The organism is Pseudomonas sp. GW822-FHT07A10, from assembly GCF_058798795.1.
On the sequence record NZ_JBXAKV010000002.1, the window covers coordinates 630,680 to 654,379 of the forward strand.

The following is a 23,700-nucleotide window of genomic DNA, read 5'->3' on the forward strand; positions in this document are numbered from 1 at the left end:
ATGGCCTGACCCTATGTGTCGTAAAAGTTGTTGAGGTACACTCGGACACAACGAAATCACTATTCCTACGAACCACCTGTTTAGATCTTGCGAGGTTTGCCATGGCTGACTACAAAGCGCCCCTGCGCGATATGCGCTTCGTCCTCAATGAAGTTTTCGAGGTCGCCAAACTCTGGGCCGAACTGCCTGCGCTCGCCGAGACCGTCGATGCTGAAACCGTCGAAGCCATTCTGGAAGAAGCCGGCAAGGTCACCAGCAAAAGCATCGCGCCCCTGAGCCGTGCGGCTGACGAAGAAGGTTGCCACTGGGCCGACGGTGCCGTCACCACCCCTGCCGGTTTCCCACAGGCGTATCAGACCTACGCTGAAGGCGGTTGGGTCGGTGTCGGTGGCGATCCGACCTACGGCGGCATGGGCATGCCCAAGGCCGTTTCGGCGCAGGTCGAAGAAATGGTCAACTCCGCCAGCCTGTCGTTCGGTCTGTACCCGATGCTGACCGCCGGCGCCTGCCTGTCGATCAACGCCCACGCCAGCGAAGAGCTGAAAGCCGCGTACCTGCCGAACATGTACGCCGGTGTCTGGGCCGGTTCCATGTGCCTGACCGAGCCGCACGCTGGTACTGACCTGGGGATTATCCGCACCAAGGCCGAACCTCAGGCTGACGGTTCCTACAAGGTCAGCGGTACCAAGATCTTCATCACCGGCGGCGAACACGACCTGACCGAGAACATCATCCACTTGGTACTGGCCAAACTGCCGGACGCGCCAGCAGGGCCGAAAGGTATTTCGCTGTTCCTGGTGCCGAAGTTCATGGTCAATGCCGACGGCAGCCTCGGTGCGCGCAACCCGGCGACCTGCGGTTCGATCGAACACAAGATGGGTATCCAGGCGTCAGCAACCTGCGTGATGAACTTCGACGAAGCCGTGGGTTACCTGGTCGGCGAGCCGAACAAAGGCCTGGCGGCGATGTTCACCATGATGAACTACGAGCGTCTGGGCGTCGGCATCCAGGGCCTGGCCTCGGGTGAACGTTCCTACCAGAACGCTATTGAATACGCTCGCGACCGCCTGCAGAGCCGTTCGCCGACCGGCGCGCAGAACAAGGACAAAGTGGCTGACCCGATCATCGTCCACCCGGACGTGCGTCGCATGCTGCTGACCATGAAAGCCTCGAACGAAGGCGGCCGTGCATTTTCCACTTACGTGGCGATGCAACTGGACACCGCCAAGTTCAGCGAAGACGCCACCACCCGCAAGCGCGCAGAAGACCTGGTCGCACTATTGACGCCTGTTGCCAAGGCATTCCTGACCGATTTGGGGCTGGAAACCACAGTTCATGGCCAGCAGATTTTTGGCGGCCACGGCTACATCCGTGAGTGGGGCCAGGAGCAACTGGTTCGTGACGTGCGTATCACGCAGATCTACGAAGGCACCAATGGTATTCAGGCGCTGGACCTTGTCGGGCGCAAGATCGTCGGCAGCGGCGGGGCGTTCTACAAACTGTTCGCTGACGAGATTCGTCATTTCACCGCGACGGCCAGTGCTGATTTGGCGGAGTTCACCAAACCGCTGAACGATGCAGTGGGCACCCTCGACGATCTGACCGCATGGCTGCTGGACCGGGCTAAAAACAACCCGAACGAAATCGGCGCTGCTTCGGTCGAGTATCTACAAGCATTCGGTTACACCGCCTATGCCTACATGTGGGCACTGATGGCCAAGGCAGCCTTCGGCAAGGAAGCGCAGGACGATTTCTACGCGAGCAAGCTCGGTACGGCGCGGTTCTATTTCGCCCGTCTGCTGCCGCGTATTCACTCGTTGAGCGCGTCGGTAAAGGCGGGGAGTGAGTCGCTGTTCCTGTTGGACGCAGGACAATTCTGACCCTGTAACGTCATGTAAGCATTCTCTTACATGGCGTGCTGCTGTTTTCCCATATGCGCAGATTGGATCCAGAGCTAATCTACTTCACATGGACGTCGCGCAGGAAGCGCAAAGCAACAACACGGACACGTAGGATTCTGCCAGGACGGCGGAGTGAAATGGATGTCAGGGAAACAGTCTGCAAAGCCCCGCTTCGGCGGGGTTTTCTTTTGCCTGCAAAAAAGTTCAGCTCAACCCATCCAGGGCCGTCGGGCTACGCAAGTGTTCATCCATCACCTCTTCCAGCAATGTCCGCAACAACGCCAGCGAAGCCTGTTGCCGCTGCACATCCCGACACACCAACCCCACCTTCAGCGGCACCCGCGGCTCACTCAGTGGTTTCCACAGCAACTCTTGGTCGCCATGGGTCTTTTGCGAGCGTCCGGGCAGCACAGTCGCCAGCCGCGTGTGCGGCAGGCTGTCGAGAATCCCCGCCATGTTGTTCAGCTCGGCCTGCACCTGCGGCCGGCGCCCAAGACTGGCCAGTTGTGCCTGCCAGATCTGCCGCACCTGAAACTCTTCACCCAACAGCAACATGGGCAACTCGGCGGCCTGGCTCATGGAGACCTTCTTGAATTCGCGCAACGGATGGTCCGCCGGGATGACAAGGGTCAGCTCATCTTCGTACAACGGTACGCCGTGCAAACCCGGCTGACGGGGCGGCAGGTAACTGATCCCGATGTCCAGCGAACCATTGAGTAGTCGCCGCTCGATTTCCAGGCCGGTCAGTTCATAGATCTGCACCACCAGATGCGGCTGTGCCTTGCGCACGCGTTCGAGCATTTGCGGCACCAGGCTGGAGTGGACGGTCTGCAGCACGCCAATGGCCAAGGTTCGCAGCGCCTTGCCCTTGAAATTGCCCAAGGCTTCGCGCGCGCGTTGCAAGCCATCGAGCAAGGGCAGGGCATGGTTGTACAACGTGTGGGCCGCCAGGGTTGGCAGCAGACGTTTGCTGCTGCGTTCGAACAGGCTCACATCGAGGTTCTGTTCGAGTTGGCGGATCTGCTGGGACAACGCTGGCTGGGAGATAGACAGCCGCTCGGCGGCCCGACCGACGTGGCCCTCTTCGTAGACCGCGACGAAATAACGCAGTTGTTTGAAATCCATAAGCAATACTTATCGAAAATGCTGAGAAATCGAAATGGCTCAGTGCCTTGCCTACGCCTAGTCTAACCGCATTCACAAGGCTTACAGGGCCATAAAGCACGATGAATACCGTTTACAGCGATGGTGTTTACATAGGCAAGGCAAAAAACCTCGGACGAGGTTTTATCCGATGAATCTGTTCAACCTGCGACGCAAGCCACCGAGCCTTGATGACCTGGCGATGGACACTTCCCTGCCGGCCAGAAGCGACAACTTTTCCAGCGAGTGCCTGATGCCCAGTGTCGAACGACCGAAACAGATTTTCGTGCGTGGCCAAGGCTCCTGGTTGTGGGACAGCGATGACCGCGCTTACCTGGATTTCTCACAGGGTGGCGGCGCCAATAGCCTCGGACATAGCCCTTCAGCACTGGTCAAAGCGATTTCGGAACAGGCTCAGTCGCTGATCAATCCGGGTTTCGGACTGCACAACCGCGGCATGCTCAACCTCGCCGACCGGCTCTGCGCCAGTACCGGCAGTGACCAGGCGTACCTGCTCAACAGTGGCAGCGAAGCCTGTGAAGCGGCGATCAAACTGGCGCGCAAATGGGGCCAGCAACATCGTGGCGGCGCTTCGCGGATCATTGTGGCCAGCAAAGGTTGTCATGGCCGTAGTCTCGGGACGATTTCTGCGTCGGACAGTTCGAATCTGACCAATCGATTCGATCCACAGTTGCCGGGCTTCAGTCATGTCCCGTTCAATGACCTGCCCGCCTTGCATGCGGCCGTGGATGCCCAGACGGTCGCGATCATGCTCGAACCGATCCAGAGCGAGGCCGGGGTGATTCCCGCTACCGAGCACTACCTCAAGGGCGTCGAGCGCTTGTGTCGTGAGCTTGGCATTCTGCTGATATTTGACGAAGTGCAAACCGGCGTCGGTCGCTGCGGCACATTGCTTGCCGAACAGTCCTACGGCGTACGGGCAGATATCGTGGTGCTCGGCAAAGGGCTCGGCGGTGGCGTGCCATTGGCGGCATTGTTGGCGCGAGGCAAGGCCTGTTGTTTCGAAATCGGCGAAATGAGCGGCACTCATCATGGCAATGCGTTGATGAGTGCCGCCGGGCTTGTCGTGCTCGACAGCGTGCAAGACAAGGGCTTTCTCGATCATATGCGGGAAACCGCTCAGCATCTGGGCGAAGGTCTGAGTCGTCTGGCCCATCGCTATGGTCACGGCGAATTGCGCGGGCAAGGGCTGCTCTGGGGGCTCGATCTGTCCGACGATTCGGCCGACGCCGTAGTCAAGGCTGCGTTGTACGAAGGCTTGCTGCTCAATGCCCCGCAACCCGATTGCCTGCGCTTTACCCCGGCCCTTACGGTCAGCAAGGCCAATATCGACGAAATGCTCCTGCGCCTGGCCCGCGCCTTCTCCCGCGTACGCACCGCGCAACTGCAGTGTCGAAAAGGTATTGCGGTCTGATCAGACCCGCCCTACACGAATTTCCGAACCGTCTCGCGGTATAACGCAGCGCCCTACGCCTGATTTTTTTGGTTGGGGCGTTTTTTTATTCTGATCGAGGTACTTGGCGAGGGCGTGTTCGGAATCTGTGACTGAACCCAGACGAACGGCAAAGGTCGACTGGTTGTGTGGCTCGCACGAGCCAACTTCAATCAGGAGCTGCCCCATGGACGTTATTCGCATCATCATCGCCATTCTGTTGCCGCCACTGGGTGTGTTTCTGCAAGTCGGTTTCGGCGGGGCGTTCTGGCTGAATATTCTGCTGACGTTGTGCGGTTACATTCCGGGGATCGTGCATGCGGTGTATATCATCGCCAAGCGCTGAGCTTCGCGGTGCTGGTTGGATCGCCTTCGCGATCAAGCCCGCTCCCATACAGGACCTTCTGCGAACACTTTGTTTGTGAATACCGCAGATCAAAGTGTGAGAGCGGGCTTGCTCGCGAATGGGGCGCCACAAATATCTGTATTGGGTGCAGACTTCAGTCCGCCAACTCCATCACCCGCCGATAAAACAACCATTCTTGTTCCAGCGCATGGCCCTGGTTGCCGGCCTTGCGAAAGCCATGGCGTTCGTCGGCGTAGTAATGCGCTTCGACCAGAATGCCATTGTCCTGTAGCGCCTTGACCATGTCGCGGGTCTGTTGCGGCACCACCACGGCGTCCAGTTCACCCTGAAAGAAGATCATCGGAACGCTGATGTTGTGCGCGTGCAGCAGCGGCGTGCGCGCGGCGTAGCGTTCAGCGTCCTCTACCGGGTCACCGATCAACCAGTCCAGATAATCGCCTTCGAACTTGTGGGTGACGCGGCCCAGCGCAACGGGATCGCTGACGCCATACAGGCTGGCGCCCGCACGAAAGACCTTGTGAAAGGCCAATGCGCACAATGCGGTGTACCCGCCGGCGCTGCCACCACGGATAAACGCTTTATCGCCGTCGATCAGTCCGCGCCCGGCCAGGTAGCCGACCACTGCGCAGGCATCTTCCACGTCCACGTCACCCCAGCTCAAATGCAGCGCCTGGCGATAAGCGCGGCCGTAACCACTGCTACCCCGGTAATTGAGGTCGGCCACGGCGAAGCCCCGTTGTGCCCAATACTGGATTCGCGGGTCGAACATCGGGTAGCAGGCCGACGTCGGTCCGCCGTGAATGAACACCACCAAGGGCGGTTTCGTATCGTCGTTCATCGCCGGGTAGAAGAACCCGTGGGCCTCGCCCGAACCGCTCGGATAACGCAGGGTTTGCGGGCGGCTGATCTGATCGGCCGGCAGGGGGACAACACCACCGGCGAGGATCTTCACCTGCCGGGTCTTGCGGTCAATGGCAATCACCGACGCCGAACTGACTGGTGAAGCGGCGATGCAGTAGATGAACTGGTCATCCTGTGCGAGATGGCGGAAGCGGCTGTAGTCGCCCGTGAAATCCTCACGGGAGCCATCGCCATGACAAAGCCCCAGTCGCCCAAAACCCTCTTCGGTCCAACTCGCCAGATAAGTGTCTTCGCTCAACGGTAACCAGGTGCAACCACCCAATTGCCAGGGCGCCGGTCCATGGTCGGCAGCAGCGCTCGGGAGTGGGCTCAGACCGTCGGCCGACTCCACCCACGGCTGCCAGAAACCGCCGCGATCGGTCAGACAATACAGACGGCCGCTGTCATCGAATCTCGGTTGTTGCAGTGACTCCTGAGCACCGTCACCGGCCACGCAACGCGGTTGCGCAAAGGTGTGATTGCTCTGGCGTTCGGCAACCATCAGGCGAGTCGCGGTCCAGGGCTGATCCGGGCGATTCCACTCGATCCAGGCCAGTCGCCGGCCATCGGGGCTCAGGGTCGGTGCCGCGTAGAAATCGGCACCCTCGGCCAGCAGATGGCGTCGGCCATCTGCCAGATCGATCGCCACCAGGCGATGCCGATCGCGGTTCTCTTCCACCGCCAGCACTTGCCCGTTGGCGAACTGCAGATCGCCGTAACGGCATTCACTTGAAGTCAGCACCTCAGGTGTCTCATCGCTCAGTGATTGCCGATACAGCTGCTGATCGGCCTCGTTGACGAACACCAGCCCGTCATCGGTCAGACAAAACGCGCCACCGCCATATTCGTACACTCGGCTGCGCGCACTGAACGTGGGTGGCGTCAGGCAATGGGCCTGACCGTCGCGCCACTGCCAGACTCGGCAGGCAGCATCTTCGGGGCGGTACTCGTTCCAGAACAGGCCATGTGGCCCGACCTGCAACTCGGCGAAGTCGATGCCGGCCGCGACGGCCCTGGCGGCGCTCAAGGGTTCAGCTTTTGGCGATGAGGCGTGAGTTTCGTTCATTGCGAAAGGCCAGTTGTTCGATGGTCTGGGTCGCGTGCTCGGCTTCTTCGCGGGCCTTGAGGATCACGCCGTGATGTTCCGACTTGCTGCACACCGGGTCGGCATTGCTCGCGTCACCCGTGAGCATGAACGCCTGGCAACGGCAGCCGCCGAAGTCCTTTTCTTTCTCGTCGCAGGAGCGGCACGGCTCGGGCATCCAGTCGTAACCGCGAAAGCGGTTGAAGCCGAACGAGTCGTACCAGATGTGCTGCATGCTGTGATCGCGCACGTTGGGAAACTGCACCGGCAGCTGTCGGGCGCCATGACAGGGCAGGGCGGTTCCGTCTGGTGTGACCGTCAGAAAAATACTGCCCCAGCCGTTCATGCAGGCTTTCGGACGTTCTTCGTAATAGTCCGGCGTCACGAAAATCAGCTTGCACGGATGCCCTTCGGCTTCCAGTTTGGCGCGGTATTCGTTGGTGATGCGTTCGGCGCGAACCAGTTGCTCTTTGGTCGGCAACAGGCCGACCCGATTGAGCTGCGCCCAGCCGTAGAACTGGCACGTCGCGAGTTCGACGAAGTCTGCCTCAAGGGCAATGCACAGCTCGATGATCCGGTCGATCTTGTCGATGTTGTGCCGATGGGTGACGAAGTTCAGCACCATCGGATAGCCGTGTGCTTTCACCGCACGGGCCATTTCGAGTTTTTGCGCGAAGGCCTTTTTCGAGCCAGCCAGCAGATTGTTCACCTGCTCGTCGCTGGCTTGAAAACTGATCTGGATGTGGTCCAGGCCGGCCTTTTTGAAGTCGCTGATTTTCTGCTCGGTGAGGCCGATGCCGGAGGTGATCAGGTTGGTGTAGAACCCCAGTTTGCGCGCCTCAGCGATCAACTCGGCGAGGTCCTGGCGTACCAAGGGCTCACCGCCGGAAAAGCCCAACTGCGCCGCGCCCATTTCCCGGGCTTCGCGAAAGACTTTGATCCACTGCTCGGTGGTCAACTCCCGGCCTTGCTCGGCGAAATCCAGTGGATTGGAGCAATACGGGCATTGCAGCGGGCAGCGGTAGGTCAGTTCGGCCAGCAGCCACAGCGGCAGGCCGATTTCGGGTTTGGCGGGCAACTTGCCTGACGCGGACTCAGGCAAGTTCGATCCAGTGCTGAGCACGGGCGACCTCCATGAATTGCTCGATGTCGTCACCGAGCTCGGGCACGCCGGGGAACTGTTTGTCGAGCTCGGCGATGATGGCCGCAACATCTCGCTGGCCATCGATCAAACCGCCGATCAGCGCGGCGCTATCGTTGAGTTTGATCATGCCTTCGGGGTAGAGCAACACATGGCCTTTTTGCGCCGGTTCGTACTGGAAACGGTAGCCGGGACGCCAGGTCGGGGTTTTGCTGCGATCAAAACTCATAAGGTGATTCCTTTATGCCAGACCCGCTGTTCGGTCACGCTGTGGTACGGCGGGCGGTTCAGTTCGTAGGCCATGCTCATGGCGTCGAGCATGCTCCAAAGAATGTCCAGTTTGAACTGGAGAATTTCCAGCATGCGCTCCTGGCCTTCCCGCGTGGTGTAGTGCTGCAACGTGATTGCCAGACCGTGCTCCACATCTCGGCGAGCCTGGCCCAGGCGCGTACGGAAATATTCGTAACCGGCCGGGTCGATCCACGGGTAATGCTGCGGCCAACTGTCGAGGCGCGATTGGTGGATCTGCGGCGCGAACAACTCGGTCAATGAGCTGCTGGCGGCTTCCTGCCAACGGGCCCGGCGGGCGAAGTTGACATAGGCATCCACGGCGAAACGCACGCCGGGCAGCACCAGTTCCTGGGAGCGCAACTGATCCGGGTCGAGGCCGACCGCTTGCCCAAGACGCAACCAGGCTTCGATACCGCCGTCTTCACCGGGGGCGCCGTCATGGTCCAGCAGGCGCTGAATCCACTCGCGACGAATCTCGCGGTCCGGGCAGTTGGCCAGGATCGCGGCGTCCTTGAGCGGGATGTTCACCTGATAGTAAAAGCGGTTGGCGACCCAGCCCTGGATCTGCTCGCGCGTCGCTCGGCCTTCATACATCGCCACGTGATACGGGTGATAGATGTGGTAATAGGCGCCCTTGGCGCGCAGGGCCGCTTCGAATTCGGCGGGGGACATTGGGGTATCAGTCATTGCGGTTCTCCGGGAACAACCGGTGGATTCTTTGGTGTCTGCTCTGACGCCTTCGCGGGCAAGCCTGCTCCCACAGAGATAGCGCTATCCTTGTGGGAGCGTGGTTGGCCCGCGAAGAGGCCATCCGCTACAGCACAATACTCATGCCGTCATAAGCCACTTCAACTTCACGACGGGCCAGCTCCGCACGCTCTGGCGAATCCTCATCGAGAATCGGGTTGGTGTTGTTGATGTGGATAAGCACTTTGCGCTGCTTGGGCAGTTGTTCCAGCACTTCGAGCATGCCGCCGGGGCCGTTCTGCGCCAGGTGGCCCATTTCCCGACCCGTGCGCGTGCCGACACCACGGCGCTGCATCTCGTCGTCGTCCCACATCGTACCGTCCACCAACAGGCAATCGCTGCTGGCCATGATTTTCAGCAGTGGAGCATCGACCTTGCCCAGGCCCGGTGCGTAGAACAGTTTACCGCCGGTGCTCAGGTCTTCGACGATCAGGCCGATGTTGTCGCCCGGATGCGGGTCGAAGCGGTGCGGCGAGTAGGGTGGGGCGGCGCTACGCAGGGGCAGTGGGGTGAAACGCAGATTCGGGCAGGCCGGGACGGTGAAGCTCTGATCGAGTTCGATACGGTTCCAGTTCAACCCGCCGTTCCAGTGGGTCAGCATGGTGAACAACGGGAACCCGGTACTCAGGTCTTCATGGACCATGTCAGTGCACCAGACCTGATGCGGGCAACCTTCGCGCAGGCTGAGCAGGCCGGTGGTGTGGTCGATCTGGCTGTCCATCAGGATGATTGCGCTGATGCCGGTATCACGCAGCGCGCGTCCCGGCTGCATCGGCGCGAAACTCTGGAGCTGGGCGCGGATGTCCGGCGAAGCATTGCACAGCACCCAGTTCACGCCATCATCGGAAATCGCGATGGACGACTGGGTACGCGCTTCGGCCCGCAGGCTGCCGTCGCGAAAACCTGCGCAGTTCGCGCAGTTGCAGTTCCACTGGGGGAAACCGCCGCCGGCGGCGGAACCTAGAATCTGGACAAACATGGCCGCTCCATCATTGAAAACTGAAAATAAAAACGCCCCGGCAAGCCGAGGCGTAGCACTGCATTCTCTACCAAACGGCAGAGCTTAGCGGCTTGCGAAGTACATGGTGACTTCGAAGCCGATACGCAGGTCGGTGTAAGCAGGTTTGGACCAGGACATAGGAGCGCTCCTTCAGGTGGATGGGACAGTTGAGGCCTATACATATAGTCCACCTCCAGTCGGAGATGTTCAGATAGTTAGGTGGCTATGTTACTCAAAATTACAGAGCGATTGGCTGCGAATCTTTGAGAAAGCTAATTGCAGCGCCGGTAATGATCATTTTGCCACTTGCCAGCGCGTAGTCGGGCAAGGTCCGCTGGCCAGACAGCGCCAGCCACCTTCGGCCCTATTCAGTCGCTGTGCCGCGGCCAGCAAGGCTTTGCGGTCGATCATCAGAATCGCTTGAGGTAGGAGGCCCAGATAATCCGACGAGTGGCCGGCCAGTTTGCCTTGCCAGAGCAGTTCGGCGGCCTGGGTGTTGGGCAGGGCGGTGCTGTCGAATTGATCGGCCAAGGCTTGGCGTTGGGCGATGAAGGTCAGCTCATCGATGCTTTCGATCATCCTTTCGAGCTCGCCGAGGAATTGTTCGATGTGTTGCAACAAGTCCAGAGGCGCGACGCTCGGCGATTGCACGCCGAACAACAGCCCGGTCTGACCGTTGATCTGGCGCAGGCCGCTGAACACCGCGTAACCGAGTTGCAGCTCCACCCGCAAACGTTGATAGAACGGTGACTGGCACAGGTGTGTGAGCAAGCGCCAGGCAGCTTCGTCGGCGATGTCATGGGTTGCCGTCGGACAAAAGAGTAACAGCGCGTGTTCGCTGGAGCCGGTATCGACGGCGCTCCAGAGATGCTGTGAGCCGATCGATAGAGGTGATGTCGATTGATGGTCTGGCGTTCCCTGCACACGACTCAAGGCCAACCCCATCGCCGCTTGCGTCTGGGCCGACAATCCGGTCGCCAGGCCATCCCAGCGCGCACTCGACCAGAGTTGCTGCAAGTCATCCGAGGCTGCGGTGTGCTCAGTGCATAGATCGGGCAACGCCTTGAGCAGCTGTCGAATCGGCATCAATGGGGTGGCCGTCGGTGCTTCCTGTAAGAAACGCGCATCAGGTTTTGTCAGCGCTTTCAGCACATGTTCGAGGACTGTTGGCATCGGCTCCTGCAGGCCCGTCAGTTTCAGCAGCCATTCATTGCCCGATGCGCTGAAGGAAACGTCGACACCGGCCTGACGTGCCTCTTCGCGCAACGGCAGCAGGTTGTTTTCCAGATGCGACTGTAGGCCGTTGTGAGGCGCGGACTCCAGGCGCCAGCGCAGATACACCGCGCCTTCATCCGTGTTGTCCGGCAACGCCTGACTGAACTGCATCGGCGAACGTTCGCGGCGACTGCGCGAGCGATCCTGGGCAAAGGTCCGCAGGCCACGGTGGGCGCTGGTCTGGCCGCGAATCAAGCCGGCATTCGGGGCTGGAGTATCGGTACGCAAAAACGGGTTGGGGGTCGGCAGTTGCCACTGGCCGGTGAAGTTATCCACAGCGCCGATTTGTTGCAGGATTGCCTTGAGGGCGACAACGCCCTGTTCGGACAACCCTGGTTCAAGTTGCTCGCTGTCCCGTTGGACCAGTTGCAAGGCGCTGCTGACTTGTTGTTGGCGCTGCTGCAGGGCTGCGTATTCTTCGCGCAATTGGGCCCAATCCTGACGGGAGGCAAAAAAGCCCAGCCAATCCAGAAGCCGTTCGCGGATCACGCTGCCCGATTGCGTGGCGTTTGCGGGCTGCGTGAATTCGATGTGCAGCAAGGCTTGCCCGGCGTAGCAGTAGAGCGGCGCGGCTTTCAGGTTGTCTGCCAGCCCGCTGTCTCGCAGCTGCGCCAACAGGCCGCCGGGTTTTGCGGCGGTCAGCCAATGGCACAGGAATGCCAGCGCTTCGGGCGATGAGTCGGGCAGCCCTTCGAAGGTGAACAGCAGATCCAGTCGACGTTCTCCAGCCTGTTGATAACTATTGGCCGATGAATCCATCAACAGGCTGGGCTTTGCCTGGGGGACTTTTTCACCGGCGGGAATGGCAAGGGCAAACGCCTGCGCCGCCCCTTTCAATGCTTCGAGGCTCTGTGGGCCGGCCAGGCTCAGCGTCATCTGCCCGGTCTGATAAAACTGCTGATAAAAGTCCTTCAACGCTTGCTGAAACTCGGGCTGTGGAATCGGCAGGCTGTAACGGTTGCCAGCATGAAACGCCCGCAACGGGTGAGCCGCCGAAAGCCCATCGAACAGCGCAAATTTCTGCTGGGCTGTGGCATCCCGCGACCAGGCGACAAATTCAGCGTGTAGCACTTCCCGTTCGCGCCGCTGATCATCCGGATTCATACGCGGATGGGCGAGCATGTCTGACAGACGCTCCAGCCCAGCGCTGAACGCCTGGGGCGGCAGTTCGAAAAAGAAGTCCGTCGTCCGTTCGCTGGTTCGCGCGTTTACCTGCCCGCCATGACCTTGTACGTAGGCCATCAGCCCTTGCTCTGCAGGAAAGCGCTCCGTACCCAGGAACAGCAAATGCTCAAGAAAGTGCGCCAGCCCCGGCCAGGCCGGTGGCACGTCGTGACTGCCGGCAGCGACCCGCAACGCCGCGGCGCAGCGCTTCAAACCGGGAGCATGACGCAGCGTCACCCGCAGACCGTTGGCCAGGGTTTCAGTGTGAAGGTGGGGGTGATTCAGCGCAGGCATGAGCACTTCCAGAACAGAGAAGCGCTAATGCTAGCGGATTAGGGGGCGTTCTCAATGAGTTTCCACACTGCGCCGGGGAAACTGATTGAGAACGCCCCCTAAGTGGATCAGCGCTTGTTCAGCGCGCCGTAAAGCTCGGGACGGCGATCGAGGAAGTAGCGATTGGCAGCGCGGGAATCAATCATCAGCTGGCGATCCAGCTCACCAACAATCAGTGCTTCATCAAGACCGGCCTGGGCGATACGGCTGCCATCCGGCGCGGCGATGCTGCTCTGGCCGCAATACTGGATCTCGCCCTCGCTCCCACAGTAGTTGGCGTAAGCCACATAACACTGGTTTTCGAAGGCCCGGGCGCGGACGGTGACGTCGGCGATGAAATCGTAGGGAATCATGTTCGCCGTCGGCACCAGGATCAGCTCGGCACCGGCTAACGCCAGACGCCGGGCGTTTTCCGGGAACTCCAGGTCGTAGCAGATCAAAAAGCCAAGCTTCCAGCCATTGAGTTCAACCAACGGAAACTCATCCGGCCCAGGGCTGAACATCGAGTGATCGAGGTCACCGAACAGATGAGTCTTGCGGTAGTTGCACAGCCGCTCGCCATTGGCGTCGATCAACTGCACGGCGTTGTAGATCTGCCCGTCCTCGGTACGCTCGGGGTAGCCATACAGAATGGCGATCCCGGCTGCCTTGGCGATGCGCGCGATGTGCTGCGCCGATTCACCGTTGTGCACCTCCGCCAGCACGCTGACGGCGTCTATGCCGATGTTGTAGCCGGTCAGGAACATCTCCGGCACCACCAGCAAGTCCGCGCCCTTGGCCTCCAGCGCCAGTTGATGCAGGCGTTGCAGGTTGCCTGGGACATCCAGGGGCCGCGGTGGGCATTGGTAAAGGGCTACGCGCATTTCGGATTCCTCTTACTCGGGCAGGGCGATCGGACCGATTTCGTTGAACACATCTCCTGGACCCGGGTTTTCGGCGTGAGTTTCACCGCCGAAGTGTTTCATGATGCCCCACACCGCGTTGAGCGAGGTCTGCACCGCGCCTTCAACCCACGCAGGCGTCCACGAAACGTCATCGCCGGCGATGAAAATCCCGCGTTGCTCGGGCGGCATGTCGTCCTGCATGAAGTGCGCGTACATGCGCTGGTTGTAGCGGTAGTGACCGGGCAGGGCGCCTTTGAAAGCCCCGAGGAAATGCGGATCGGCTTCCCACGACACGGTGATCGGATCGCCGATGATCCGCGCGGCGATGTCGACTTTCGGGTAGATCTTCTTCAACGCATCCAGCGCCAGCTTCACGCGCTTTTCCACTGGTTGTGGAAGCATTTTCAGGGCGTCGCTCATCCACGAGTACGACAGGCAAATCACCCCAGGCTTGTCGTCGCCGTTATCGAACAAGTACGTGCCACGGGTCAGGCGATCAGTGAGGGTCATGCTCATCAGGTCGCGGCCGGTTTCCGGGTCTTTGTCCTTCCAGAACGGGCGGTCGACCATCACGAAAGTTTTCGACGACTGCATGTAGCGGGTACGGTCCAGGGCCATCCACATCTTTTGCGAGAACAGGCTCTCGTCGCATTCGATCTGGGTGGTCAGCAGCCAGCTCTGGCAAGTGGTCAGCACCGCTGCGTATTCGCGGGTGTCGCCCCAGTTGTCGGTGACCGCAAAACGGCCGCCTGCCGCGTGGGCAATTTTCTTCACGCCGGTACGCGGCGCGCCGTTGTGCAACGAGCTGAGGCTGGTGCCTTCAGGCCAGTGCACGCAACGCTCCGGCACATGGCGCCAGATGCCTTGCGGCACTTGTTCCACGCCGCCGACCACCAGGTGCTGGTGATCGTCGCAGTTGGTCATCACCACGCGGAAGATTTCCAGCATCGAGTTGGGGAAGTCCGAGTCCCAGCCACCGGTGCCGAAACCGACCTGGCCGAACACTTCGCGGTGATGGAACGATAGCTTGGCGAAGGCTTTGGAGGTGGCGACGAAATCGTAGAACGTGCGGTCGTCCCACAACGGCACGAGGGTGTTCCACAATTCCTTGAGGCGCGGCACGTCGCGATCGCGGATCGCCTGCTGGATCTCGCCGAAGCGCGAACCGTCTTCCAGGGCATCGGCCCAGGCGTCAGCGACTTCCTGGAACAGTGCAGGAAGATCCGCCAGTTTCTGTGCGTAATGGGTTTTGCCTTCCAGATCGATCACTGTGCTGCCAGACGCGGGGGTCAGTGGGTTCGGGAAGGGCTTGGTCTCGAGGCCGAGCTTGTCGACATAGTGGTAAAACGCAGTGGACGACACCGGGAAGCGCATGCCGCCGAGCTCGGCGATGATGCCTTCGGCACCGTTGAACGCCTGGGAGCGCAGACGACCGCCCATTTTCGAGGCTTCGTAGACGACCGGTTTGAGGCCCAGTTTCATCAGTTCATAGGCGGCCACCAGACCGGCAATGCCAGCCCCGACGATCGCCACTTCGGCGCCGTGATTGTGCGCTGGAATGCTCCCCAGGCCGGCCGGGTGCTCGATCCAGTCGTCGAAGGCGAAAGGAAAATCCGGGCCGAAAATAGTGACTGGTTTTTTACCGTCTGCAGGATGGCGATTGTTCTTGTTCATGGCTGACCTTGCTGGCGACCCGACGCAGGATGCGCGTCTGAGTATAGGAAAAGATGGCAGCCATTCTAGAGAGCGTAGAACACGTTAATAAGACGCAATGTGTCGTCGTTTTGCTAATTGTTTTATCAATATGACGATATATCACTACATATTGTAGGTGTGAGCAGTGCGGCGATCCGACTTGCCCGCGAAGAGTCCCGACCAGACACCGAAGGCCTCAAACCGGCTGCCCCCGATCAATCTTGCTGCTCAGGATGATCGAAGTCGTCGTCTTCTCCACCCCATCCACACTGCCAATCTGATCCAGCAACTGATCCAGTTGCTCCGGCGAATCGGTGCGCAACCACGCCACATAATCAAACTCGCCACTCACCGCACACAGCTGCTGCACCTGAGCCATGGCGCTAAGTCGTCGCAGCACTTCCTTGCCAGACCTCGGTTGCACCGTAATCCCGACGTAAGCCTGCAATCCGCCATCTACCACACGCTGACCCAGTCGCACACCGTAACCGGTGATCACCTTGGCCTTTTCCAACCGAGCCAGGCGCGAAGTGACGGTGGTGCGGGCGATGCCCAGCTGCCGGGCGAGCATGGCCACACTTTCACGGGCATTGATCTGCAGGGCGGCGATCAATTGGCGGTCGATTTCGTCGAGAACGGGCGGGCGAGTGTCAGGCAAAGGGGTATCTCCAGCGGTACAGAGCAATGGGCAGGCATATTACAGGCAGTCCATGCCCTCAACGGGTTAATTGGATGGACACAAATTGTCACTCGTAGTCGAATGCGTAACCAGGAGCTGCGAAGCGAGGGGATGAAATGAAGGGTATGCCTGCGGCTCTGCGCGACTATGCATTGCAGATTGCCAATCACGAAATGGGGCATTACGTCGTAGCCCGAGCCCTGGGTTTTGAAACGGGTGACGTGACTCTGAAAGTGACCATGGGCCTGACGCATCATGGCGGGGCCTCCATTACCTTGACGCGGTCCATTTCGTCGCTCGAAGCCATGAAGAAACATTTGGAAGCCCGCATAATGGTCCTCTGCGCCGGCGCCATGGCGCAGACATTACCTCCAAAACATTCGCCCGAGAAACGCGTCGATAAGTCGAAAGCGGCAGCCATCCTGAAAGGAGAGTTTGGAGCGGAACAGGATCACGCAAAAATAAGAGAGTTGCGGTACTTGCTTCGAAACATCGCCTATCCCGATACGGATCCAGCGTCGTCTGATCGCATCATTGCTGAGCTGACAGAAATTAATGATCGCTTGTGGTTGCGCACTCAAGAAATCGTCGAAGAATTGGCCGAGACGATTACTGGATTGGCAGGACTTTTGGTGGAGCGCATGGTCATTGTGGAGCAGTGGGGGAGGCCGGCGGATACGTATGAGGTTGTGTTGATGGGTGAAATGCTTGAGCGGCTGGGCCCCGTGCAGGCCATTCCAGCGTTAAGTGTTTGGGCTTAAGCATCCGAACTCCCGATCACGATCTGGAAGCCCCGAAAAATCGGGGCGTGTTTCAAGTAATGTGCAGGTGCTATTCCTCGGACTCTGTCGCCGTCCGGGCAGGTCGCGGTGTCAGCACTTTCACCACATCATCAATCACCGCTTTGCTCATCGCCGTCAGATAGTGCGCGGCCCAGGCGTGGCGGTCGGTGTCTTTTGCGTAGGCTGCGTCCTCGGCAAATGATTTGGCGAGGGATAGCAGGTCGGAGGTTTGAGTCAATGCGTCGAGGATGGGGACGCCAGCGCTGACGTGGAACAGTGGCTGATCCGAGCAATAGGTGAAGGGCGTGAGGCCGATGGTTTTCAGTTCGGAAGCTGCGGGCGGAATTGTTTTGGTCATGGTTCTACTCCTGGGTTCGAGGAGCTGCCCTTTTCGTTACCACACGAAAAGGTGGCAGCTGTACGCAGGGTGGTAAACCGGGAACCAAGGAAACCGGCACGCCCGAGGGCGTCCCACGCACAGCCGCCATATCAAGATCACAGGCATAAAAACTGCCTGTATTCGTAATGAGTGCACTGTTGTGCTGGTTTCACCGGGTTACCACACCCGATCGCTGCATTGGCAGCGACGTCTGGAGAGTATCCCGTCGAAGAAAAGCCCAACAAGGCGGCAAAGTGCCCAAATGCGCCCATTACGCAATTCTCGGAGTTTGCCTACAACGTTAGCGGACGTCATCCGATAACCCACCATCTGCGCAAAATATAACCTAGACGGCAGACAGGAAAAATGACGCACGACCCGCCTCGGAGCAGCGCACATGGTGCGACCCGAGCTCCGACAGGATGACTGATGCTACAGAATGACCGCGATAATCTGGAACTCGATAAGCTCCAAGTCGAAATCCGGAAATTCATGGCCGAGACCCGCAAGTTTATGGCCGAAGAAAGCAAGCTTAGACAGGAAGCTTTTTGGTATCCGTTTGCGGTGGGCGTCGGTCTGGTCACCGCCTTCGTCGCCGCTGTCGGGCTGTGGTCCAAGCTCTAATACCGAGCCCGTCAGAGCGCAGCCAATCATCGGCGGCACTTGAGTTTTGCCACGGAGCAGCTCACCGTATCCAACTAGGGTAAGCGCATTAGGCAGAGCCCGTGATCCACACAGGAAGAGCAGTATGTCCACACCCCCCACGACTCAAGCCAGCATTGAGCAGTTGCACCGAGACGTGGCCGCCTTGGCTGAAGACATGCGTAGCCCGGCCCCCACCGCGACCCGAGCGATACTACTGCCGTTCGGGCTCGGCGCCGCTCTGGCCCTGGTGACCTTTGCTGTCGTCGCCTTGGTGGCTCGGCTGGTCTGAATCCTAAAATCAAACCTCAATCTCAGAAAGCCAAAAGCCGCGCATTTAGCGCGGCTTTCTTGTTTGGTGGGCCCACACGGACTTGAACCGTGGACCAAAGGATTATGAGTTGCTGGGCGAGCTGGTATGCCTAGAGAAAGCGTTCGTAGGTGAACGTAGGTTGGCATAGCTGGAGGCCCCGTAATACGTGGCGTTAAGCGTAATTTTGAGAAGGTTGCTCAAGCTGAGTACTGTACCGTGGTTGTACTGATTTTGCGGCCTATGTTCAAAGTAACCCCCAATCCGCCGGCAAGGTCCAACGCTAAGATCATCGATCAACGCGTTGTTGATCGACTGTTGTCCCATATGATTTTGGGTCAGAGACGGCACCGAGAAATCGTGCCAGGGCTTCAGTCCCCCTCCGTGAACCGCCGCCGCGTCAGGAAAAGCACCACGCCCAGCGGCACGGCCAGCAGTGCTAGCAGTTCCAGGTCAAAGCCCAGCACCTGCTGCTCACCAACCTTGAAGATGCTGACCAAGCCCGTTGCCAGCAGCGTCAAACCCAGCCACTTGCGCAACGGGTACGGTTTCAGAAACTGAACGAGGATCGCGCCCAGCACCAGAAGGACGATAGTTTGCATGATGTAGGGCATGTGCAGTTCCTCAGACCTTGATGACCAGCGTCACGACAGAGCGCTGTGGGCCAATCCCGCCATGGACCTCTCCCTCGATGCTGACCAGCACGTCACCTGCATGCAGGTTCGGCAGGGCCCCTTTGAGGTACCAGTTGACACCTGTCGTCACGACTGCACCTGAAGCCCAGCCAATGAGCGGCCCGCCCAACGCACCTACCTTCCCGGCAACGCCACCTGAGGCCGCAGCAATTCCCTTGGCGACGTTGCCGCGCATAGTGCTGATAGCATCGGCCTGCTGCCGGGTGAGGGGATTGGAAATGCAGACTGTCAGCAGGCATGGCAGGTTTCGAGCCTGCATTCGGTCGTACATATCGACGACTATGCTGTTGACTTGGTAATGGGCGCGTTTTGCTTCGCCAAAGTGCAGCTCGCGCAGGCGACCTCGGTCGCTTTCCATGAGTGTGATTTGAGACAGATTGAAGACGATCCCTTCCTCGGACCTGTACTGCGTGGTCTTCTCGAACTTCATGCGCGTATCCATTCGTGCAAAAAGACGATGATTTTCTACAAGCGGTGACTAAGATGCAAACCGTCTTTGATGTGAGGCCCCCAGGGAATTTGACGTCTGCACGGGTCTCATCGCCAGCTACCGCACCCCCGCAAGGTCCGTTTTCGGTCAGCGGCAACAGCGACGGCTCATTCGGCGTCCGAAAGTGTGCTGTGGGACCTGAAGCAAGAGAACAATAGCTTCGACCTGGATTCGGCTTACGATCAGTATGATCGTGCTCGGGAGATGTCAGCTGCGTTGGAGCTGGGCACTATGCTGGGACGGTACTCCTTCGCGGTGCCGGATGAGGTTGCACGCGGTGAGTTGCGGCTGTTGCGCAATCCAGAGGATGACCTGTAGGCCAAGGCACCTCCTTGAAGCGCCTTGGCGGCTGGCGAACCAGCACTGTACCTAAATTGTACCCTTGGACCCTGGGACTGTATCTGTGGTGGACCAGCCAGAAACGCGAAAGCCGCGCAATGCGCGGCTTTGGAGTTGGTGGGCCCACACGGACTTGAACCGTGGACCAAAGGATTATGAGTCCTCTGCTCTAACCAACTGAGCTATAGGCCCTCAGTAGGCCGCGGATTATAGCGATGGTTTCTCGGCTGTGCTATCCGAAAAGTCTGAAACGGCTATACGAAGAAACGTCGCGGCGAACTCGTCGGGGGAAAGTGGCAGGCTGACGATGTAGCCCTGGATCTGTTCGCAGCCTTCGGTGGTGAGGAATTGTTGCTGGGCATGGGTTTCGACGCCTTCGGCGATGACGGTGAATTGCATGCTGCGGCCCAGGGCGATGATTGCGCGGACAATCGCCGCGTCGTGCGGGTCGTCCGGCAAGCCGCGGACGAAGGACTGGTCGATCTTGAGGATGTCCAGCGGCAGGCGTTTGAGGTAGCTCAGGGACGAATAACCGGTGCCGAAATCGTCGATCGCCAGCTGCACGCCCAGGCGTTTGAGTTGGTGCAGGACCGTCAGCGCTTCTTCGGCCTGGCTCATGATGAAGTTTTCGGTAATTTCCAGTTGCAGAAAATCGGGTTTGAGGCGGTTGTCCTTGAGCAATTGCTCGATCCGGCCGAGCAGGTTCGGCTGGCGTAATTGAGCGCCCGCGAGGTTGACCGAGAGTGGGCCGAGGCACTCATAGACCTGATTCCACTCGTACATCTGCTGGCAGGCGGTCTCCAATACCCAATCACCGATTTGCAGGATCATGCCGTTTTCTTCGGCCAGGGGAATGAAGTGCTCGGGGGGCACATCGCCGAAGGTCGGGTGATGCCAGCGAATCAGCGCTTCGGCGCCGACCAGCCGGTGATCCTTGAGGCTGATTTTGGGCTGGTAGTACAAAAACAGCTCATTGCGCTCGATGGCGCGTCGCAGTTCATGCTCCAGTGCCACGCGTTCGCTGGCCTGGGCGGTGAGGTCGCGGGTGTAGCTTTCAACCCGGTTACGGCCCTTGGCCTTGGAGCGATACATTGCGGCGTCGGCGTTCTTGACCAGCGTGGCAACGTCGCAGCCGTCCTTGGGATACAGGCTGGTGCCGATGCTGGCACTGATGAAAAACTCGTGCTCGCCGGCCTGGAAAGGGGCGCTGAAGCAATTGAGCAGCTTGGTGGCAATGTTGTCGGCATCGCTGGCCTGTTGCAGGCCGGGGAGCAGGATGATGAATTCGTCACCACCCAGCCGCGCCACGGTATCGATATCGCGCAACTGCTCCTTGAGGCGCACGGCGATGCCTTTGAGCAGCAGGTCGCCGACCGGGTGGCCGAGGCTGTCGTTGATGTGTTTGAAACGGTCCAGGTCCAAGAATAGCACGGCGCCTTGGCCACCGTTTTCCTGCTGGTTGTTCAGCGCGGTCAGCAGGCGGCTTTCGAACAGTGTGCGATTTGGCAGGCCGGTCAACGGATCGTGGTGCGCCTGGTAGTCCAGTTTGGCTTGTGCGTGCTTGAGGCTGGAAATGTCCGCGAACACCGCGACAAAGTGGGTGATGAGTTTGTCCCGGTTGCGCACTGCGCTGATGGTCAGCCAGCTTGGGTAGAGCTCACCATTCTTGCGCCGGTTGGAAATCTCGCCCTGCCAATGACCTTCGGCGGTCAGTTGATGCCACATCGCCGCATAGAAGGCGCTGTCGTGCAGGCCTGAGGCGAGCAGGCGAGGGGTGTGGCCCAGTGCTTCGGTCTCGCTGTAGCCGGTGATTTCGGTAAAGGCCCGATTGACCGCGCTGATGTGCTGTTGGGTATCCGTGATCAAGACACCCTCGGCGGTGCTTTCGAACACGGTGGCGGCCTGCTGCAGTTTCTCCTGCATCAGGTGCCGCTCGGTGATGTCCCGGGCGATGGTCAACATGCAGTCTTCATCGCCGATGGGCAACGGTCGGCTTGAAACCTCGCAGAGCCGGATCTGCCCGTCCTTGCGGCGGATGTGGCAGCTGAAGTCGCGGACGAACCCGTCCCGGTGCAGCAATTCGAGCATCTGTTTGCGCTCGTTGAGATTGACCCAGATCCCCAGGTCCAGGGCCGATCGATCCACAGACATTGCGCTGTTGAAACCGGTAATACGGCTGAAACCTTCGTTGACCTCCAGCAGCAAGCCATCGCTCTGCCGGGACAGCAGCAAGCCGTCGGGGGAGGCGTGGAAGGCCTTGGCGAATTTCTCTTCGGAGGTTTGCAGCTGTTGCTGGGTTTCCTTGAGCTGACTGATGTCTCGTACGACCACCACCAGGGCCGGGGTCGTGTCGAGGTCGAAAGGCTCGGCGGAGATCAGGCCGGTAAACACCTGGCCATTGTTGCGGCGAAAGGGCATCTCCAGGTTGCGGATACTGCCGGCCTGCAATCGCTGCAGCAAACCCGGTCCCACGCCAGGAACGCCCCAGATATTCAGGTCGGTGGCCGTCTGGCCTATGACGTCTTCGGCCTTGAGGCCGATTTGTTCCTCGAACGCTTCGTTGACTTCCAGCAGGCAGCCATCGGAAAGCCGTGCGATCACCAGAATATCCGGGCATTGCTGGAACACCGAGGCGAACTTCTGTTCCGACAGGCGCAGTGCCTCCTCGGTGCGCTTGGCTTCGCTGATGTCGATCATCAGCCCGCGCAGGACTGGTTCACGGCCGTGTTCGATCAGGCTGACGATATCGCGGACCCACAGGCAGCGGCCGTCAGCGGTGATGACCCGGTAATCGACGCTGTGATCGCGCCCGGCCGCCACTTCACGGTCGCAGAAGGCTTGGGCGCGGGTGAGGTCCGCGGGGTGGATGATGTTGCGCCAGAAGCCCGGAATCAGCCAATGGGACAGGGGATAACCGAGGAGGTCCTGGGCGTGGGGCGACACGTAACTGTAGGTGTAATCGCTGATCTGCGCTTCCCAGGCGATGGCTGAAAGACTCTCCACCAGCCCACGGTAATGGTATTCGCTGCTGCGCAGCTCCTGTTCCAGGTCGACCCTGCGGGCAATTTCCGAACTCAGTCGGCGATTGATGCGGATCACCACTGCCAGCACGATCATCAGTGCCAATAGTCCTGGCAGGCCGTAAATCAGCACGTCGGACCAGAAGGTCCGATGATCCAGGACGTTACCGACCCAATGTTCCTGGATGGCGCTGATTTCACTCGGGCTCATGTCTGCCAGGACTTTGTCCAGGATACTGACCAGCAGCTTATTGTTCGGGGGGACGGCCATCGCCAATTGATAGCGGTAGGGCGTCTCACCGCTGACGTAGAGCCCTTCGAGCTTGAGCTGGCGCAGGCTCCAGACACTAGAGGCGAGATCGCCCACGACCGCGTCCACTTCGTCGGTAGCCAGCGCTTGCAATGCCGAGCTGACATTGGGCATCGCCACCAGATTCAGGTCGGGATGCTGGGTGCGCAACAGTTCATGGGGGGCGTAGTTTTCCACCACGGCGATCTTCAGCCCGTACAGGTCTTTGAGTTTGCGCGGTTGGGGGCCTCCGACGTGGGCCAGAATGACAATCGGAAAATCGAGGTAGGGGCGGGTAAACGACAGATAGGTCTGGCGCTCGGGGGTCGACATGATACCCGGCAAGATGTCTAGCTTGCCTTGTTTGGCCTGCTGCAGCACTTCAGTCCAGCTGACCGGTTCGATGGGCGTGAGTTTGATGGCCAGCCGTTGCCGGATGACGTTGATATAGTCTGCTGCCAGGCCCTGATAACGCCCATGATCGTCGCGAAACTCAAACGGCGGCCAGGAGGCATCGACGCCCAGGCGCAATTCCGGGTGAGCCGCCAGCCAGCTACGTTCTTCGTCGGTCAGAGTCAGCGCGCCAGCCGTTGCGGTCCAGGTCATCAGCGACAGCAAAAAAAGCACGGTCGACCATCTGGGCATAACGGTCTCGTTATGGCTTTGGGGGAATGCTTCGAGTGTAGACGGGCTATTC

General features: G+C 59.6%; 21 protein-coding genes and 1 tRNA gene. 6 read left to right on the forward strand and 16 right to left on the reverse strand.

Annotation, left to right across the window (positions count from 1 at the left end):
* Positions 1-101: 101 nt before the first annotated feature.
* Positions 102-1,880, forward strand: a complete 1,779-nt coding sequence (locus tag AC1RL4_RS06350) for an acyl-CoA dehydrogenase C-terminal domain-containing protein (protein ID WP_018928824.1) — start codon at positions 102-104, stop codon at positions 1,878-1,880.
* A 225-nt stretch (positions 1,881-2,105) separates the two neighbouring features.
* On the opposite strand, the gene AC1RL4_RS06355 is transcribed toward AC1RL4_RS06350, so the two are convergent.
* Positions 2,106-3,026 (reverse strand): LysR family transcriptional regulator, encoded by a 921-nt coding sequence (locus tag AC1RL4_RS06355; protein ID WP_028940266.1) that lies wholly within the window; start codon positions 3,024-3,026, stop codon positions 2,106-2,108.
* Positions 3,027-3,195: 169 nt separating this feature from the next.
* On the opposite strand from AC1RL4_RS06355, the gene AC1RL4_RS06360 reads away from it, so the two are divergent.
* Positions 3,196-4,479 (forward strand): aspartate aminotransferase family protein, encoded by a 1,284-nt coding sequence (locus tag AC1RL4_RS06360; RefSeq protein ID WP_019580713.1) that lies wholly within the window; start codon positions 3,196-3,198, stop codon positions 4,477-4,479.
* Between the two features lie 205 nt (positions 4,480-4,684).
* A complete protein-coding gene (locus AC1RL4_RS06365; protein ID WP_032831082.1) occupies positions 4,685-4,843 on the forward strand; it encodes a YqaE/Pmp3 family membrane protein in 159 nt (52 codons plus the stop codon).
* 154 nt (positions 4,844-4,997) lie between these two features.
* On the opposite strand, the gene AC1RL4_RS06370 is transcribed toward AC1RL4_RS06365, so the two are convergent.
* The 10 genes from AC1RL4_RS06370 to AC1RL4_RS06415 all read right to left on the reverse strand — a co-directional run bounded on the left by AC1RL4_RS06370 (position 4,998) and on the right by AC1RL4_RS06415 (position 16,036).
* Positions 4,998-6,830, reverse strand: a complete 1,833-nt coding sequence (locus AC1RL4_RS06370) for a S9 family peptidase (RefSeq protein WP_230175400.1) — start codon at positions 6,828-6,830, stop codon at positions 4,998-5,000.
* Complete coding sequence (gene pqqE, locus AC1RL4_RS06375) at positions 6,796-7,971, reverse strand: pyrroloquinoline quinone biosynthesis protein PqqE (RefSeq protein ID WP_026345945.1); 1,176 nt, start codon at positions 7,969-7,971, stop codon at positions 6,796-6,798. Before pqqE ends, AC1RL4_RS06370 begins: the two co-directional genes overlap by 35 nt.
* Positions 7,943-8,218 carry a pyrroloquinoline quinone biosynthesis peptide chaperone PqqD gene (pqqD, locus tag AC1RL4_RS06380; RefSeq protein ID WP_019580716.1) on the reverse strand — a complete coding sequence of 92 codons (276 nt, stop codon included), beginning with the start codon at positions 8,216-8,218 and terminating at the stop codon, positions 7,943-7,945. The genes pqqE and pqqD overlap by 29 nt, the downstream gene beginning before the upstream one ends.
* Positions 8,215-8,967 (reverse strand): pyrroloquinoline-quinone synthase PqqC, encoded by a 753-nt coding sequence (gene pqqC / locus AC1RL4_RS06385; protein ID WP_007936521.1) that lies wholly within the window; start codon positions 8,965-8,967, stop codon positions 8,215-8,217. The genes pqqD and pqqC overlap by 4 nt, the downstream gene beginning before the upstream one ends.
* 127 nt (positions 8,968-9,094) lie before the next feature.
* Entirely contained in the window at positions 9,095-10,006 is a 912-nt protein-coding gene (gene pqqB / locus AC1RL4_RS06390) for a pyrroloquinoline quinone biosynthesis protein PqqB (RefSeq protein ID WP_018928830.1), read from the reverse strand.
* 84 nt (positions 10,007-10,090) lie between these two features.
* The gene (gene pqqA / locus AC1RL4_RS06395; RefSeq protein ID WP_009045898.1) at positions 10,091-10,165 is read right to left on the reverse strand and encodes a pyrroloquinoline quinone precursor peptide PqqA; all 75 of its coding nucleotides are present in this window, start codon (positions 10,163-10,165) and stop codon (positions 10,091-10,093) included.
* Positions 10,166-10,321: 156 nt separating this feature from the next.
* Positions 10,322-12,760: a pyrroloquinoline quinone biosynthesis protein PqqF gene (pqqF, locus tag AC1RL4_RS06400; RefSeq protein WP_230175398.1), complete on the reverse strand. Its 2,439-nt coding sequence runs from the start codon at positions 12,758-12,760 to the stop codon at positions 10,322-10,324.
* A gap of 107 nt (positions 12,761-12,867) precedes the next feature.
* A complete protein-coding gene (locus AC1RL4_RS06405; RefSeq protein WP_028940271.1) occupies positions 12,868-13,662 on the reverse strand; it encodes a carbon-nitrogen hydrolase family protein in 795 nt (264 codons plus the stop codon).
* Between the two features lie 12 nt (positions 13,663-13,674).
* Positions 13,675-15,357, reverse strand: a complete 1,683-nt coding sequence (locus tag AC1RL4_RS06410; protein WP_018928833.1) for a flavin monoamine oxidase family protein — start codon at positions 15,355-15,357, stop codon at positions 13,675-13,677.
* 217 nt (positions 15,358-15,574) lie between these two features.
* The gene (locus AC1RL4_RS06415; protein WP_007980298.1) at positions 15,575-16,036 is read right to left on the reverse strand and encodes an Lrp/AsnC family transcriptional regulator; all 462 of its coding nucleotides are present in this window, start codon (positions 16,034-16,036) and stop codon (positions 15,575-15,577) included.
* Positions 16,037-16,173: 137 nt separating this feature from the next.
* Between AC1RL4_RS06415 and AC1RL4_RS06420 the strand changes: the two genes are divergently transcribed.
* A complete protein-coding gene (locus AC1RL4_RS06420; protein ID WP_230175396.1) occupies positions 16,174-16,818 on the forward strand; it encodes a peptidase M41 in 645 nt (214 codons plus the stop codon).
* Between the two features lie 70 nt (positions 16,819-16,888).
* Here the strand turns inward: AC1RL4_RS06420 and AC1RL4_RS06425 are convergent, their stop codons facing one another.
* Complete coding sequence (locus AC1RL4_RS06425; RefSeq protein ID WP_019580722.1) at positions 16,889-17,197, reverse strand: DUF3077 domain-containing protein; 309 nt, start codon at positions 17,195-17,197, stop codon at positions 16,889-16,891.
* Between the two features lie 450 nt (positions 17,198-17,647).
* Here AC1RL4_RS06425 and AC1RL4_RS06430 point away from each other — a divergent pair, with 450 nt between their 5' ends.
* Together AC1RL4_RS06430 and AC1RL4_RS06435 are read left to right on the forward strand one after the other, a co-directional pair.
* Complete coding sequence (locus tag AC1RL4_RS06430; protein ID WP_019580723.1) at positions 17,648-17,842, forward strand: hypothetical protein; 195 nt, start codon at positions 17,648-17,650, stop codon at positions 17,840-17,842.
* A 124-nt stretch (positions 17,843-17,966) separates the two neighbouring features.
* Positions 17,967-18,152, forward strand: coding sequence for a hypothetical protein (locus tag AC1RL4_RS06435; RefSeq protein ID WP_007936539.1), 186 nt, complete (start codon positions 17,967-17,969; stop codon positions 18,150-18,152).
* Positions 18,153-18,541: 389 nt separating this feature from the next.
* Here the strand turns inward: AC1RL4_RS06435 and AC1RL4_RS06440 are convergent, their stop codons facing one another.
* From AC1RL4_RS06440 to AC1RL4_RS06455, 4 genes are all read right to left on the reverse strand, one after another.
* Positions 18,542-18,784: a hypothetical protein gene (locus AC1RL4_RS06440; RefSeq protein WP_018928836.1), complete on the reverse strand. Its 243-nt coding sequence runs from the start codon at positions 18,782-18,784 to the stop codon at positions 18,542-18,544.
* Positions 18,785-18,794: 10 nt separating this feature from the next.
* Entirely contained in the window at positions 18,795-19,295 is a 501-nt protein-coding gene (locus AC1RL4_RS06445) for a hypothetical protein (protein ID WP_019580724.1), read from the reverse strand.
* Positions 19,296-19,809: 514 nt separating this feature from the next.
* Positions 19,810-19,886 (reverse strand) — tRNA-Ile (locus tag AC1RL4_RS06450).
* A gap of 15 nt (positions 19,887-19,901) precedes the next feature.
* Positions 19,902-23,648 (reverse strand): bifunctional diguanylate cyclase/phosphodiesterase, encoded by a 3,747-nt coding sequence (locus AC1RL4_RS06455; protein ID WP_230175394.1) that lies wholly within the window; start codon positions 23,646-23,648, stop codon positions 19,902-19,904.
* Positions 23,649-23,700: the final 52 nt, after the last annotated feature.

What these genes read in the sequence shown, in the direction of transcription:
- AC1RL4_RS06350 (WP_018928824.1), top strand. Translation starts at nt 102, where the DNA reads ATGGCTGACTACAAAGCGCCCCTGCGCGATATGCGCTTCGTCCTCAAT.
- AC1RL4_RS06355 (WP_028940266.1), bottom strand. Translation starts at nt 3,026, where the DNA reads ATGGATTTCAAACAACTGCGTTATTTCGTCGCGGTCTACGAAGAGGGC.
- AC1RL4_RS06360 (WP_019580713.1), top strand. Translation starts at nt 3,196, where the DNA reads ATGAATCTGTTCAACCTGCGACGCAAGCCACCGAGCCTTGATGACCTG.
- AC1RL4_RS06365 (WP_032831082.1), top strand. Translation starts at nt 4,685, where the DNA reads ATGGACGTTATTCGCATCATCATCGCCATTCTGTTGCCGCCACTGGGT.
- AC1RL4_RS06370 (WP_230175400.1), bottom strand. Translation starts at nt 6,830, where the DNA reads ATGAACGAAACTCACGCCTCATCGCCAAAAGCTGAACCCTTGAGCGCC.
- pqqD (WP_019580716.1), bottom strand. Translation starts at nt 8,218, where the DNA reads ATGAGTTTTGATCGCAGCAAAACCCCGACCTGGCGTCCCGGCTACCGT.
- pqqC (WP_007936521.1), bottom strand. Translation starts at nt 8,967, where the DNA reads ATGACTGATACCCCAATGTCCCCCGCCGAATTCGAAGCGGCCCTGCGC.
- pqqB (WP_018928830.1), bottom strand. Translation starts at nt 10,006, where the DNA reads ATGTTTGTCCAGATTCTAGGTTCCGCCGCCGGCGGCGGTTTCCCCCAG.
- pqqF (WP_230175398.1), bottom strand. Translation starts at nt 12,760, where the DNA reads ATGCCTGCGCTGAATCACCCCCACCTTCACACTGAAACCCTGGCCAAC.
- AC1RL4_RS06405 (WP_028940271.1), bottom strand. Translation starts at nt 13,662, where the DNA reads ATGCGCGTAGCCCTTTACCAATGCCCACCGCGGCCCCTGGATGTCCCA.
- AC1RL4_RS06410 (WP_018928833.1), bottom strand. Translation starts at nt 15,357, where the DNA reads ATGAACAAGAACAATCGCCATCCTGCAGACGGTAAAAAACCAGTCACT.
- AC1RL4_RS06420 (WP_230175396.1), top strand. Translation starts at nt 16,174, where the DNA reads ATGAAGGGTATGCCTGCGGCTCTGCGCGACTATGCATTGCAGATTGCC.
- AC1RL4_RS06425 (WP_019580722.1), bottom strand. Translation starts at nt 17,197, where the DNA reads ATGACCAAAACAATTCCGCCCGCAGCTTCCGAACTGAAAACCATCGGC.
- AC1RL4_RS06430 (WP_019580723.1), top strand. Translation starts at nt 17,648, where the DNA reads ATGCTACAGAATGACCGCGATAATCTGGAACTCGATAAGCTCCAAGTC.
- AC1RL4_RS06435 (WP_007936539.1), top strand. Translation starts at nt 17,967, where the DNA reads ATGTCCACACCCCCCACGACTCAAGCCAGCATTGAGCAGTTGCACCGA.
- AC1RL4_RS06440 (WP_018928836.1), bottom strand. Translation starts at nt 18,784, where the DNA reads ATGCCCTACATCATGCAAACTATCGTCCTTCTGGTGCTGGGCGCGATC.
- AC1RL4_RS06445 (WP_019580724.1), bottom strand. Translation starts at nt 19,295, where the DNA reads ATGAAGTTCGAGAAGACCACGCAGTACAGGTCCGAGGAAGGGATCGTC.
- AC1RL4_RS06455 (WP_230175394.1), bottom strand. Translation starts at nt 23,648, where the DNA reads ATGCCCAGATGGTCGACCGTGCTTTTTTTGCTGTCGCTGATGACCTGG.